The sequence below is a fragment of the Pectobacterium parvum genome, from assembly GCF_020971565.1.
GTDB classification, from domain to species: domain Bacteria; phylum Pseudomonadota; class Gammaproteobacteria; order Enterobacterales; family Enterobacteriaceae; genus Pectobacterium; species Pectobacterium polare.
Map to the genome: position 1 here is coordinate 3,246,689 of NZ_CP087392.1, position 13,689 is coordinate 3,260,377.

Consider the following 13,689-nt stretch of genomic DNA (forward strand, 5'->3'; position numbering starts at 1 on the left):
GATTATCTCAAACGCTTTTTTATCGCCTGACTCACATCCAACCGCTAACGCGGGTAGCGCAGCGCCTCCACAAACAGTGAGAAGGCGGTGGTATGCTGTTTGCGGCTGGGATAATACAGGTAGTAGCCTGGGAACGGCGGGCACCATTCCGTTAGCACCCGAATCAGACGCCCACTGGCAATGTCATCCCGCACCGAGTCTTCTGGTACATAGGCCAGACCAAGCCCGATGAGTGCCGCGTCAATCCGCTGGCGCAGGCTATTCATAGTCAGCTGTCCCTCAACGCGGACCTTGATTTCACGACCGTTTTTTTCAAATTCCCATGCATAAATGCCGCCCATCGTCGGCAAGCGCATGTTAATACAGCGGTGATGCTGCAAATCCTGTGGCGTTGCGGGGGCAGGATTGCGGGCGAAATAGTTCGGGGAGCCGACCACCGCCATGCTCATTTCCGGTGCGACACGCACGGCAATCATGTCTTTTTCCACCTGTTCACCCAAGCGAATACCCGCATCAAAGCGGCCGAGAACAATATCGGCTAAGGCGTTATCCACCGTAATTTCGACGTTAATATCGGGATAATTCGCCAAAAATGGCTTTAACACTGGCCATAATATTGAATCAACCGCATGCTCCCCCGCCGTGATACGAATATTTCCCGCAGGCCGCTCGCGCATGTCACCCAGCGCCACCAGCTCGCTTTCAATATCCGCAAAGTGTGGGCCGAGGCTATGCGCCAGCTTCTCTCCCGCTTCCGTCGGTGCGACGCTACGCGTGGTTCGGGTCAGCAAACGCACGCCAAGCCGTTCTTCAAGGCCGCGAATCGAATGGCTTAGCGCCGACTGGGAAAGCCCAAGCTTCGCCGCCGCTTTGGTAAAACTACGTTCTCTTGCCACCACAAGGAACGAAATGAGGTCATTAAAATTTTCTTTTAACATCAGAGTATCCGAAGAGTGGTGCCATGAATGACATCCATGTGAAACGGTCAATTGCTCATTAAGCCACGCTGAAAATCAGCAGCGGGACATAGCATCCCCGCATTGCATGGCGTAATTAATGAATATAATTCATAGCCGCTTGCGGGTTTTGTCCTCTGGTGCTTCTCCGTAAATCGCAGTAACGTTTTTCACAGCCGCTGTCTTTCATCTTTCACCAACCCTGAATAGTTCAATCACAGCGAATCTTTCAATAACTACAAATTTTTCAACAACAGCTACGCTTTCCATGAGATGACTTACCGCCTCTGCCGTGATGTTATCCATGTTAGCCCCGGCTGCGATTGCCGGAACGGAGGAAAAATTGAAAATTATCCGCAGTGGTTCACACCCGTCCCAACCTGGCCCGGAAAGCTATTTTTCCGGCAACGTACGTCTCGATGCGCCCTTTCAGGGCACCGCCCCGGCTCGGGTTGGTGGCGCGACGGTCACCTTTGAACCCGGTGCCCGCACGGCATGGCATACCCATCCGCTCGGTCAGACGCTGATCGTCACGCAGGGTCGGGGCTGGCTTCAGGAATGGGGCGGCGAGATTCAGGAGATCAATCAGGGCGATATCGTCTGGATACCTGAAGGCGTAAAACACTGGCACGGCGCGACAGCACAAACTGCCATGACGCACATTGCCATTGCCGAATCGCTTAACGGCAGCCCGGTCGAATGGCTGGAGAAAGTCAGCGACGAGCAGTACGGAAACGGGAAATAACCTAAGGAAAGCGTCGCGATAAGAAAAATAGCGACGGGTAGAAACAGCAAAGCCACTCAGCGTGAGACTGAATGGCTTTTTCCTTTGCTCCGCGATGCGGCTAGCGCATGTGGAGATTGACGTCAGAGACCTCTTTTCTGAGTTCAATAATCTCTTCAGCCAGCTCACAGCCTGCAGAGTAAATATAGATGATAAATCATGATTTGTTTTTGTAAATCATGACGTTATGTCTCATTTCCGATGAAATTAATTTCACAGATACGTCAGCCTGTTTTTTAGACGATAGATTTATACAAATTCATACCGCGACACGCCTTGAAATAAAGTGATGACCGAAAGATCACACTCACCAGAACCTTAATTTAACCTTAAGAAAGCGAAATAATAATAACTATAATTATCAATATGTAGAATCCATCGTCGACTGCCGCTACCTATCGGCCTGTGTCGCTAAAATAGCGTAGCTATCGTGAGTGACGCAGGGCTTCCCATGTAAGCCAGCCATACGCAAACACGACAGGTATTGATAAGGGTAAATAATATGAAGCTTAGTTTTGGATTACTGAGTTCTGCCGTTTTATTCGCTTCCGGTTTGGCTCTCAGCGCATCGGCAACCGCAGCAGAAAACGATGAAGGGATTGTGATTTACAATGCCCAACATGAAAACCTCGTGAAATCCTGGGTTGACGGTTTTACCAAAGAAACCGGCATCAAGGTGACGTTGCGCAATGGCAGCGACACCGAATTGGGCAACCAACTGGTGCAGGAAGGGAAATCCTCCCCTGCCGATGTGTTCCTGACTGAGAATTCACCGTCGATGGTGCTGGTCGATAACGCCAATCTCTTTGCTCCGCTGGATAACGCGACCCTTGCTCAGGTGCCGTCTGACTATCGTCCATCCCACGGCCGCTGGATCGGGATTGCCGCACGCTCCACCGTATTTGTTTACAATCCGGCCAAATTTACCGACGCTCAATTGCCGAAATCCTTAGCCGATCTGGCGAAACCAGAATGGAAAGGCCGCTGGGCCGCGTCTCCGTCCGGTGCAGATTTTCAGGCCATCGTCAGCGCCTATCTGGAGCTGAAGGGTGAGCAAGCCACACAGGCGTGGCTGAAAGGCATGAAAGAGAACTTCACCGCCTACAAAGGCAACAGCACGGTGATGAAAGCCGTGAACGCAGGCCAGATTGATAGCGGCGTGATCTATCACTATTACCGTTTTGTCGATCAGGCTAAAACCGGCGAAAACAGTAACAACACGAAGTTGTACTACTTCAAGCATAAAGATCCGGGCGCGTTCGTCAGCATTTCCGGCGGCGGCGTACTGGCATCCAGCAAACATGCGAAAGACGCACAGGCCTTCATTAAGTGGATTACTGGCAAATCCGGTCAGGAAATCTTGCGCACCAACGATGCGTTTGAATATGCCGTTGGCGTCAACGCGGCCTCAAATGACAAACTGGTTCCGCTGAAAGATCTGGATGCGCCGAAAGTTGATGCCGCCAAGCTCAACAGCAAAAAAGTCGTGGATCTGATGACGCAAGCTGGCCTGCTGTAACGCGTAGCTTTTAACGCATAGATTGTCGCGCATGGGTTATAGCGCATAGATGTCATAACCCCCTTTCGTCAGGGCGTCCGCGCCCTGACGAATCCTCACTCGAATGTCCGCTCAGCGCGGCTTCATCGTCTCAAAATATCGACCTAACGAGGCAGCCACAGGCCGTATGACAAACGTTAGCTACAGCGAAACCACCCCGTTCACCGCCCCTTCTACGCCATTACGCAAGCCAGCTGCGTTGCTGACGATCGTCGCTCTGACGTTATCCCTGCTGGGGTTTATTCCGCTGGGCTTTGTGATTGGCGTGAGCATTGATACCGGTTGGGAAACGGCGCGCGCGCTGCTCTTGCGCCCTCGCGTCGGCGAACTGCTAACCAACACGGTGCTGCTGGTTGTCCTGACGCTGCCGATTTGCACGGTGCTCGGCGTACTGCTGGCCTGGCTGACGGAACGTACCACCCTGCCCGCCCGACGCCTGTGGTCACTGCTGCTCACCGCGCCGCTGGCAATACCCGCATTTGTACAAAGCTATGCCTGGATCAGTACCGCGCCCGGCCTGCATGGTCTGCCAGCTGGCGTGTTTTTATCCGTTGTCGCTTATTTACCGTTTCTGTATTTGCCCTGCGCCGCCACGCTGCGACGGCTTAATCCCGTTCTGGAAGATGTCGCGGCTACGCTGGGCGTGCCTCCCATTACTGTGTTTTTCCGCGTGGTGCTGCCGCAGCTAAAGCTGGCTATCGGCGGCGGGCTGCTGTTGATTGCGCTGCATCTGCTGGCGGAGTATGGCCTGTTCGCTATGATCCGCTTCGATACCTTTACCACCGCAATCTTCGATCAGTTTCAGTCAACGTTTAATGGTCCGGCGGCTAACATGCTGGCTGGCGTGCTGGCGTTGCTGTGCCTGTTTCTGCTGTGTGCGGATGCCCGCGTGCGCGGCGTCACGCGCTATGCCCATGTCGGTTCCGGCGCGCCGCAGGTTGTCACACCGGTACGTCTGTCGCGGCTTCCGCTATTACTGGCTCTGCTGCTACTGGCGACGCTGGTGCTGCTAACGCTCGGCGTACCTTTTATTACGCTGTCCCGCTGGCTGTGGTTTGGCGGCTGGGAAGTGTGGCAGCGCCGCGAACTGCTTGATGCCTTTCGCCAGACCATGATGCTGGCGCTGAGCGGTGCCGCACTGACGACGCTGGCGGCGATCCCGATGGCCTGGCTGACGATTCGCCACCCCAGCCGCCTGTATCGGTTTCTGGAAGGATGCAATTACATCACCAGCTCTCTGCCGGGTATCGTCGTCGCGCTGGCGCTGGTGACCACCACGATTCACATTATCAGGCCGCTCTATCAGACCGAATTCACCGTGCTGCTGGCTTACCTGCTGATGTTTATGCCACGGGCGCTGGTTAATCTGCGCGCCGGTATCGCACAGGCACCAGTAGAACTGGAGCAGGTCGCCGCCAGTCTGGGGCGTTCGCCGTTGCAGACGTTAATGACCGTGACCGTTCGGCTGGCCGCGCCCGGCGTTGCCACCGGGGCAACGCTCGTCTTTCTGGCGATCATTAACGAGCTGACCGCCACGCTGCTGCTGGCTCCCAACGGCACCCGCACGCTGGCGACTGGCTTTTGGGCGCTCACCAGTGAGATCGATTATCCGGCGGCGGCACCCTACGCGCTTACTCTGGTCCTACTGTCGCTGCCGTGGACCTGGTTTCTCTACACGCAATCACAAAAAATGGCGGGGCTGTAATCATGTTGGAACTCCATCGCGTCAGCAAAAGTTTTAACGGGCGAACCGTGCTGTCTGACATTCATCTGACGCTAGAAAACAGCCGCCGCACGGCGATTGTCGGCCCGTCCGGTTCGGGGAAAACCACGCTGCTGCGCCTGATTGCCGGGTTTGAAAAACCGGATAGCGGCGTCATCACGCTGAACGGACAAACGCTCTGCGAGAGCGGGCTTTCCGTTCCTGCCCATCAGCGCGGAATCGGCTACGTACCGCAGGACGGCGCGCTGTTCCCGCATCTTTGTATCGCGGACAACATCGCATTTGGGCTCAAAGGGGCGAAGGCGGAAAAACAAAAGCGCGTGGATGAGTTGATGGCACTGGTTTCTCTTCCGGCACATTTGCGGAAACACTCGCCGCATGAGATTTCCGGCGGTCAGCAGCAGCGTGTCGCACTAGCTCGCGCGCTGGCGCAGCGCCCTACGTTGATGTTGCTGGATGAACCCTTTTCCGCGCTGGACACCGGCCTGCGAGCCGCCACCCGTAAAGCCGTGATAGACGTATTGCAGCAGGCTAACGTGGCATCGGTTCTGGTGACCCACGATCAGGGAGAAGCGCTGTCCTTTGCTGACCACGTTGTCGTCATGCGCGACGGCAAGTTGTCGCAATCCGGCTCACCGTGGGCGCTTTACCACCAGCCCGCCAGCGAAGATATCGCGACCTTCCTCGGCGAAACGCTGATTCTCGATGCGCAGATCGACGGCAATCAGGCTGACTGTTTGCTTGGACGTATCGCGGTGGATCGCCCAACCGCAAGCGGGAAAGTAAGAATCATGCTCAGACCAGAGCAGATCGCGATTCAGGATGCTGGGGAAAATAGCGTTGAGGGGAATAGCGCAGCAACGATTAGCGCAACCATCCGCAAAGTCGATTTTTCCGGCTTCGTCTCGACGCTGACGCTGCACGTCCACCACGCAGAAGCCGATATCATTGAACTGAAAACCGTCAGCCACGCCGCTTTTGCCGTCGGCCAGCAGGTCAGCCTAAGCGTGAACGGTGCGGCACACGTTTTCAGTCAATAATGATCATCGTGAGTAGCATGCGCAGGCGGCTTATCGCGCCGTCTGCGCGTTGCGACTCACCAGCCAGACACCCAGCAGAATAATCAGGACGCCGAGGTTTTTGCGCAGGCTCATCGGTTCGTTCAGCCACGGCAGGAAAACCGCCGCCAGATAAACCACCGCGTAGCTCAGACTAATCAGCGGATAGGCACGGCTTAGCGGCAGATAGCGCAACACCATGAACCAACACACCATCGACAGGCCGTAGCAGAGCATCCCGAACAGCACCGCAACCGCAGGCCAGCCGGCCAGTAACGTGCTGAGCGACGGCCAGTGTGCAATGGAAATGCTCGGCAGCGCCAGCATCCCGCTTTTCATTAACACCTGCGCGGTGCTGGCGAGCACAATACTGCCAAGCGCCCAGACATAGCCTTTTTTCGCCATCATCCCCCCTGCATCAGATAGATACCGGTGACAATCAGCGCAATGCCCCACCAGTGGTGCCTGTCCACACGCTCGCCAAACCCGTAGTGCGCCAGCAGCGTGACCAACACAAAATTGATGCTCAGCAGCGGGTACGCCACGCCGAGCGGGATCTGCTGCAACACCACAAGCCACAGCAGCAGCCCGATGCCAAGCAGCAGAGCCGCCAGTATCAGCCATCCCAACGTCACGCGTTGACGACGATCCGTGGGTAAACGCCGCCAGCACTCCGCTGCCTGTTTCTGGCACAGTTGCCCCAGACTGGTGAGCAGGCAAACGATAGCCACCAAAAGATAACTCATGGTGCTATCTGCTTATAAAACAGCAGCACGTAGCGGTGCGATTTTTTCAACTGATCGGGAGCAGGCAGGTTGCGGTATTCTTCATCGGTATCCCTATCGACCTTCAGCACCAGCGCGACATTTCCGCTATGCCGCTTCTCCGAAAGCCAGGCCGGGAAAGCACCCTCATCCACAAAGCGGTCAGCGGCATCCGCATAATTCAGCCCGTAGTTCAGCTCGCCCCGCGCCTTGAATAAGGTGATATCGCTGCGCTTCAGCTCCCACGCCAGTCCGGCCGCCAGCCCAACCTCGTCGCTCAGCACATAGCGGCTCTCCTCCAGCAACGGCTGATGGCTACGAATGAAGGTTTGAGGGTTCTTTGAATCGACCACGCTCGCCGGAATACTTCCACCGAAGAGCAGCGCCAGAAATAGCGGACAGCCCGCCACCAGATAGCCCCACGCTCGCGGCTTTTTCAGGCTGACAGCGGCAAAGGTAATCCAGCCGATAAAGCAGATGACACCCGAGACGATGGTCAGCCCTTCTCCCGATTGATAGAAATGCGGCACAATAATGCCAAAGCCAAGCGCGGCAACCGCAAGTGCCAGCACACTGCCAAAGGTGATGTTGAGCCAGCTATTGATGCGCAGTACACGTTCGCGTACCGCAGGTGCCAACCCAGAAATCCACGCCGCCATCAGCAGCGCTAGCGGCGCAAAGCACGGCAGAATGTAGGTCAGCAGCTTGCCTTTAGCGATGCTGAAAAACAGCAGCGGCATCACCATCCAGCACAGTAGGAGGAACCGTTCTGGGTTCGCTTTTCGTTCTGTCCAGCCGCTGCGCAACGCGCCCGGCAGCAGCGCCAGCCAGGGGAAGGCGCCGACAATCAGCACCGGCAGGTAATACCAGAACGGTGCTTTATGCTGCGCATCGTCTTCTGCAAAACGCTGGATATGCTCAATCCAAAAGAAGTAGTGCCAGTAATCGGCTTCTCGCGCATGCACCGCCAGCGCCCACGGCGCACTCAGCAATACCGCGACGACAATCGCCAGCGGCCCGAACAGCAGCAATTTCTTAATTCGCTTTTGCGCCAGCGCCACCGGCAGCACGCTGATGACTGGCAAGGCCAGCGCCAAAAAGCCTTTGGTCATGAACCCCATGCCGCAAGCCAACCCCATCAGCCCCCAGGCCATAAGCCGTTCGCGCGTCAGCGTGGCGCGCTGAATCAGCACGTGGCTGAACAGCGCCGCCGTCATCCAGAGCGTCACCATCGGATCGAGCACGCTGTAAGTGCCGATGCCATACACCAGCAGCGATGTCAGATAGATCGTCGCTGCCAGCAGTGCGGTACGCTGGTTTTTCCACAACAGCATCGCCAGCCAAAACACCAGCAGCGCGCTCAGCCCAGTAGAAAATACCGAGGCAAAGCGCACGGAAAAATTGGTATGACCCAATAGCCACTGGCTGATGTTATTCAGCCAGTAGCCCGCAACAGGTTTCTCAAAGTAGCGAACGTCCAGCAAATGCGGCACGATCCAATCGCCGCGCTGAAGCATCTCGCGGCTGATTTCGGCATAGCGCGTTTCGTCCGGCGACCACAGCCAGCGGCCGTTAAGCGGCAACAGGTAGAGCAAAGCAAATAGCACCAGTATCACGGTACTTTTCAGCTTTATCATGCCTTTTTCCATACTATCTCCTGCTTTATTTATTCTTCCGTTTGCACACCAAGCCAGCCTTCCCGACCGGGAAACGGCGCACGTTCAATCCGCCCAACGGGCAGCATGGCGGGGTCATCAGGCAGTAATGCGGAAAGCGGACAAAATTCGATGTGCTGCTGGCGGGCACGAAGCAGCAACTGACGGAACTGCGCCAGCTTCGCGCCACCTTCAACTTCCGCATGGATGGTGTAGACCGGCACGCCGCGATCCTGCTGGATCGCCTCAAGAATAAAGTCGTTAAATTCACCGTCACTCACGCGCTCGCCGATGACTTCATCGTAGGTCGGCAATGTGACCGGGATCTGCACGGTGCCCAACTCACCATTTTCCAGGCGCGGTCGAAAAGGTCGGGTGCCGCGGCAGTCGCTGTTATAGTCCAGATTCCAGCGCTGTTTCATCTCTACAACACGCGAATCGGCTCGCCAGCCTGCCACGGCGGAACAGCGCACTGGCGATGGCAGCATCGACGTCAGCGCGTCCATTCCTTCACAGAACTGCGCGGCTAATTGCGCATCCGACCAGCGGGCGACATTCGCCTGCCAGCCGTGATGATCCCAGGCATGTAGCCCGACTTCATGGCCTGCGTCGTGCGTCTGGCGGATTAGCGAGCCAAACCGCGCACCGATATGACGCCCCGGCCACGCCGTACCGGCCAGCAAGATATCCCAGCCGTAGAGCGAGGCCGCGTTGGAGCGCAGCATCTTCCATAAGAAGCGTGGACGCAGCAGACGCCACAGGTGACGCCCCATGTTGTCCGGCCCGACGCTAAAAAAGAAGCTCGCCTGAATATCGAACTCTGCCAGCGCATTCAGCAGCGCGGGCACGCCGTCCCGAGTACCGCGCCAGGTATCAACATCTATCCGCAGGCCAACACGCGTCATCCCTGCGCATCCTTGGCGTCAGCAGTGTGCTGGGGGTCAACAGTACGCAGAAAATAGTCCAGCGTTTCCGCGACGGTTTGATCCATCTTCACCGTCGGTTCCCATGCCAGCAGGCGTTTGGCGTTGCGAATGCTCGGCGTGCGGTGCTCGACATCCTGATAGCCCTTGCCGTAATAGCTGCTGCTTTCCACGTCAATAAACCCGGCGAACGGCGGGAAGCGATCACGCAGCGGGTGCGCATTAAAGCTGGTTAGCAGCATTTCACCCAGTTCGCGGATACTGGCTTCATTGTGCGGATTACCAATGTTGATGATCTGTCCGTCACACTGGCCGTTGCGGTTTTCAATAATGCGGAACAGCGCTTCAATGCCGTCGTGAATGTCGGTAAAACAGCGCTTCTGCGCCCCGCCGTCCACCAGCTTGATCGGCGATCCTTCCACCAGATTGAGGATCAGCTGGGTAATCGCACGGGAGCTGCCAATGCGTGCCGCATCCAGCGTATCCAGCCGCGGCCCCATCCAGTTAAACGGACGGAACAGCGTAAAGCGCAGGCCACTTTTCGCGCCGTACGCCCAGATCACCCGATCCAGCAGTTGCTTGGACACGGAGTAGATCCAGCGCTGCTTGTTGATCGGCCCGACAATCAGGCGTGAGGTATCTTCATCAAACTCTTTGTCATCACACATGCCGTACACTTCCGAGGTGGACGGGAAGACAATGCGTTTGTTATAGCGCACGCAGTCGCGCACAATTTTCAGGTTTTCTTCAAAATCCAGCTCAAACACGCGCAGCGGGTTACGGGTGTATTCGATAGGCGTGGCAATCGCCACCAGCGGCAGAATGACATCGCATTTCTTGATGTGGTATTCGATCCATTCGTTATGAATGCTGATATCGCCTTCCACAAAATGGAAACGCGGATCGCCAAGAAAACGCGCGATGGCATCCGAGCTGATATCCAGCCCGTAGATTTCATAGCGATCGTCGCGCAGCAGGCGTTCGGTCAGGTGGTTACCGATAAAACCATTCACGCCGAGAATTAGAACGCGCGTGCGGCGTCGTTGCACACGGCTAGCGAGGTTACCCAGTTTCGCCTGTGCCACCATGCCCATTTCCGCCGCCAGTCGGCTGCCCGACATATACAGTCCGGCTTCACTCTGTCCGCTGACGATCTCAAGTGCATCTTCACCGCAGGACACCACCAGCGGCGACGTCGAGAGAATCGAACCTGGTTCATACTTCACACCATTGGCTTTCACATCACTGTTTTTAACGCGATTAACCTTCACTACACGGGCGCGCCAGATAATCACTTTGCGCTCACCGAGGAACGTAAACGCGCCCGGATACGGCTCCGTCACCGCACGGATCAGGTTGTTGATCTCACGGGCACTTTTTTGCCAATCGATCAGCCCGTCTGCCGCCGAGCGACGTCCGAAATAGCTGGCCTGGCTGTCATCCTGCGGCGTCAGCGTAATCTCACGCGAGCGGATCAGCGGCAGTTGCTGCGCCAGCAAAGCGGCAGCGGCGGTACGGCATTTGCCATGTAGCGTCAGCGCGGTATCTTCCTCATCAATCGCCACCACAGATTGCGCGACGATATCACCGGCATCGGCGCGGGACACCATCTTGTGCAGCGTCACGCCCGTCTGCGTCTCGCCGTTCACCAGCACCCAATTCACCGGTGCACGTCCTCGGTAGCGCGGCAGCAAAGAACCGTGCAGATTGAAAGCGCCAAACGATGGCAGTTGGAGAATGTCATCGCTTAATAACGTGCGGTAGTAGAAGGAAAAAATAACATCCGGTGCCAGTTCACGAATGCGATTCACCCAGAGCGGATGGTTAACGTCTTCCGGGGCAAATACCGGCACGTCCATCTCTGCTGCCATTTTCGCCACTGAGGCGTAGAAGTGGTTCTCGCCCGGCGCATCGTTGTGCGTGAACACGGCCTGAATCTCATAACCCGCTTGCTTTAACGCCTCAAGACCGACACAGCCGATATCATGGTAGGCAAATACGATCGCTTTCATTCTTCTTCATCCCGTAAAGTGGTAGCCAGTGGTGTTGCCGCACTCACTGTTTTTTGCACAAAATAGCGTGGTCGGGCACGGACATCGGTATAGATACGGCCGATGTATTCCCCTAATAGCCCCATCCCGACGAACTGCGCACCGATAAACATGAACAGCACGGCAAACAGCGTAAACACGCCTTCTGCTGCCCATTCAGCACCGAGAAACATACGCAGGCCGATCAACAACAGCGCCAGCAGGAATCCCGACAGCGCAACGACGCTGCCAATCAGGCTGAGTATGCGCAGCGGCGTCGTCGTCAGGCAGGTCAGCAGGTCGTACATCAGGTTAATCAGCTTCAGAAAGCTGTATTTGGACGTGCCGAATTCACGCTGGGCGTGCAGCACATCGATCTCGATGGTTTTCCGGGCGAATGTGTTGGCAAGGATGGGAATAAAGGTGCTGCGTTCGTGGCAGCGCAGCATCGCGCTGACAATGTGGCGACGATACGCGCGCAGCATGCAGCCGTAATCCGCCATGGATTTCCCAGTTGAACGCCGGATCATCATGTTGATGGTTTTCGAGGCCAGTTTGCGAAACAGCGAATCCTTCCGGTTTGCCCGCACGGTGCCGACCACGTCATACCCTTGCGCAGCGTACTCCACCAGCCGAGGAATTTCTTCCGGCGGGTTCTGCAAATCGGCATCCAGCGTGATAATCACATCGCCCACCGCCTGCTGGAATCCAGCCATGATAGCCGAGTGCTGACCATAGTTGCGGTTCAACAGCACGGCGATAATGTGATTTCCAGGGTCGCTCGCTGCGTCGGTCAGCAATTCCGCCGAGCGATCGCTGCTGCCGTCATCAACCAGAATAATTTCCCAGGGTTTACCGATCTTCTGACAGGCCGCCAGCGTGCGTTCGATCAGCACCGGCAAGCTCTCTTCTTCGTTATAAACGGGAATCACAACAGAAACATTTTTGATGTCATCAATCACGAACAGACTCCAGAATCGAGGTTAGCGCCGCGACGACGCGATCGACATCGCTGTCCTGCATATCGGGGAACAGCGGCAGCGTCATCAGCGACGCCGAATTCCATTCCGTTGCTGGCAGGTGCAAGTGGGGATAGCGCTCACGGTAATATCTTTGCGTATGCACTGCTCTGAAATGCAGCCCAGTGCCAATGCCACGCGTTTGCAGTGCCGCCATCAAATCATCGCGTGATATGCCGCACTGTGTTTCATCCACACGCACCATAAACAGATGCCAAGCGTGCAGATGGGGATAGTCAGGCACCGCTAGCGGCTGGAGCGGCAATGAGCGCAGTTGAGTAAGATAGCGCGCGGCAAGCTGCTGACGGCGGGCGTTGATCGCCGGGAGTTTATCCAACTGAACCAGCGCAATGGCGGCATTGATATCTGCCAGATTGTATTTAAATCCCGGTGTCACCACTTCAGCCTGCGGCTTGCGCCCCTGCAACTGCCTGTCGAATGCATCCACACCCAGCCCGTGAAACTTCAGGCTGCGTATGCGTTCGGCGAGCGCTTCGTCGTCCGTCACCACCATGCCGCCTTCCGCACAAGTGATGTTTTTAATGGCATGAAACGAGAAAATGGCGGTTCCACACGCGCCGATCCATTCACCGCGATACTGCGTACCGACGGCGTGCGCCGCATCCTCAATCAGCGGAATACCGTAGCGCTCGCTGAGAGCACGCAGCGCCATAAGATCGGCCGGAGCGCCAGCATAATGCACAGGAATAATCGCTTTGGTCTTCGGTGTGATAGCTTCCTCAATATCCTGCGGTCGCACCATCAACGTATGTCGATCTACGTCCACCATCACCGGTTCCGCGCCCAATAGCGTGATGATATTGACGGTTGAAACCCAGGTCTGAGACGGCGTAATCACCTCGTCGCCGGGGCCAATACCGAGCGCCATCAGCGTGACGTGCATGCCGCCCGTCGCCGAACTGACCGCAATCGCCTGTCGGCAGCCAATTCGCTGGCAAAACGCCTGCTCTAATTGCTGACATTTCGGCCCCGTGGTTATCCAACCGGATCGTAATACTTCCGCCACGGCAGCAATTTCTTCTTCACCCATGTTCGGGCGGGAAAAAGGCAAAAAATCTGTCATAACATATTCCCAAAATAAATAATGGCGACAAACCATCATTGAGAAATTATAAATAATGAAGCCTTAAGCCAACCTTAATTTATTGCGACAATATTAAAATCACAAATAAACGACACAACGTGAAAAAGCAACAAT

At 56.0% G+C, this 13,689-nt stretch carries 12 protein-coding genes; 4 read left to right on the plus strand and 8 right to left on the minus strand.

Translation table 11 applies throughout. The features are described 5' to 3' along the window. Nucleotides 1-44: 44 nt before the first annotated feature. A complete protein-coding gene (locus LOZ86_RS14615) occupies nt 45-938 on the minus strand; it encodes a LysR family transcriptional regulator (RefSeq protein WP_039486359.1) in 894 nt (297 codons plus the stop codon). Between the two features lie 322 nt (nt 939-1,260). On the opposite strand from LOZ86_RS14615, the gene LOZ86_RS14620 reads away from it, so the two are divergent. From LOZ86_RS14620 to LOZ86_RS14635, 4 genes are all read left to right on the plus strand, one after another. After that, nucleotides 1,261-1,701 (plus strand): (R)-mandelonitrile lyase, encoded by a 441-nt coding sequence (locus LOZ86_RS14620; RefSeq protein ID WP_039486361.1) that lies wholly within the window; start codon nt 1,261-1,263, stop codon nt 1,699-1,701. 541 nt (nt 1,702-2,242) lie between these two features. After that, nucleotides 2,243-3,259 (plus strand): iron ABC transporter substrate-binding protein, encoded by a 1,017-nt coding sequence (locus LOZ86_RS14625; RefSeq protein ID WP_039486363.1) that lies wholly within the window; start codon nt 2,243-2,245, stop codon nt 3,257-3,259. A gap of 166 nt (nt 3,260-3,425) precedes the next feature. After that, nucleotides 3,426-5,003, plus strand: a complete 1,578-nt coding sequence (locus LOZ86_RS14630) for an ABC transporter permease (protein WP_039486493.1) — start codon at nt 3,426-3,428, stop codon at nt 5,001-5,003. Nucleotides 5,004-5,005: 2 nt separating this feature from the next. Next, nucleotides 5,006-6,061 (plus strand): ABC transporter ATP-binding protein, encoded by a 1,056-nt coding sequence (locus LOZ86_RS14635; protein WP_039486365.1) that lies wholly within the window; start codon nt 5,006-5,008, stop codon nt 6,059-6,061. Between the two features lie 30 nt (nt 6,062-6,091). On the opposite strand, the gene arnF is transcribed toward LOZ86_RS14635, so the two are convergent. Genes arnF through arnB form a run of 7 tightly spaced genes read right to left on the minus strand, consistent with a single transcriptional unit; the run spans nt 6,092 to nt 13,554 of the window. Beyond that, the gene (gene arnF, locus LOZ86_RS14640) at nt 6,092-6,484 is read right to left on the minus strand and encodes a 4-amino-4-deoxy-L-arabinose-phosphoundecaprenol flippase subunit ArnF (protein WP_039486368.1); all 393 of its coding nucleotides are present in this window, start codon (nt 6,482-6,484) and stop codon (nt 6,092-6,094) included. Next, complete coding sequence (gene arnE / locus LOZ86_RS14645) at nt 6,484-6,825, minus strand: 4-amino-4-deoxy-L-arabinose-phosphoundecaprenol flippase subunit ArnE (protein ID WP_039486371.1); 342 nt, start codon at nt 6,823-6,825, stop codon at nt 6,484-6,486. The genes arnF and arnE overlap by 1 nt, the downstream gene beginning before the upstream one ends. After that, nucleotides 6,822-8,492, minus strand: coding sequence for a lipid IV(A) 4-amino-4-deoxy-L-arabinosyltransferase (arnT, locus tag LOZ86_RS14650; protein ID WP_039486373.1), 1,671 nt, complete (start codon nt 8,490-8,492; stop codon nt 6,822-6,824). Before arnT ends, arnE begins: the two co-directional genes overlap by 4 nt. A 17-nt stretch (nt 8,493-8,509) precedes the next feature. Beyond that, nucleotides 8,510-9,403: a 4-deoxy-4-formamido-L-arabinose-phosphoundecaprenol deformylase gene (gene arnD / locus LOZ86_RS14655; protein ID WP_039486376.1), complete on the minus strand. Its 894-nt coding sequence runs from the start codon at nt 9,401-9,403 to the stop codon at nt 8,510-8,512. Beyond that, entirely contained in the window at nt 9,400-11,433 is a 2,034-nt protein-coding gene (gene arnA, locus LOZ86_RS14660) for a bifunctional UDP-4-amino-4-deoxy-L-arabinose formyltransferase/UDP-glucuronic acid oxidase ArnA (protein ID WP_039512888.1), read from the minus strand. The genes arnD and arnA overlap by 4 nt, the downstream gene beginning before the upstream one ends. Then, the gene (gene arnC / locus LOZ86_RS14665; RefSeq protein ID WP_230242207.1) at nt 11,430-12,413 is read right to left on the minus strand and encodes an undecaprenyl-phosphate 4-deoxy-4-formamido-L-arabinose transferase; all 984 of its coding nucleotides are present in this window, start codon (nt 12,411-12,413) and stop codon (nt 11,430-11,432) included. Before arnC ends, arnA begins: the two co-directional genes overlap by 4 nt. After that, entirely contained in the window at nt 12,406-13,554 is a 1,149-nt protein-coding gene (gene arnB, locus LOZ86_RS14670; RefSeq protein ID WP_161546875.1) for a UDP-4-amino-4-deoxy-L-arabinose aminotransferase, read from the minus strand. The genes arnC and arnB overlap by 8 nt, the downstream gene beginning before the upstream one ends. Between the last annotated feature and the right edge of the window lie 135 nt (nt 13,555-13,689).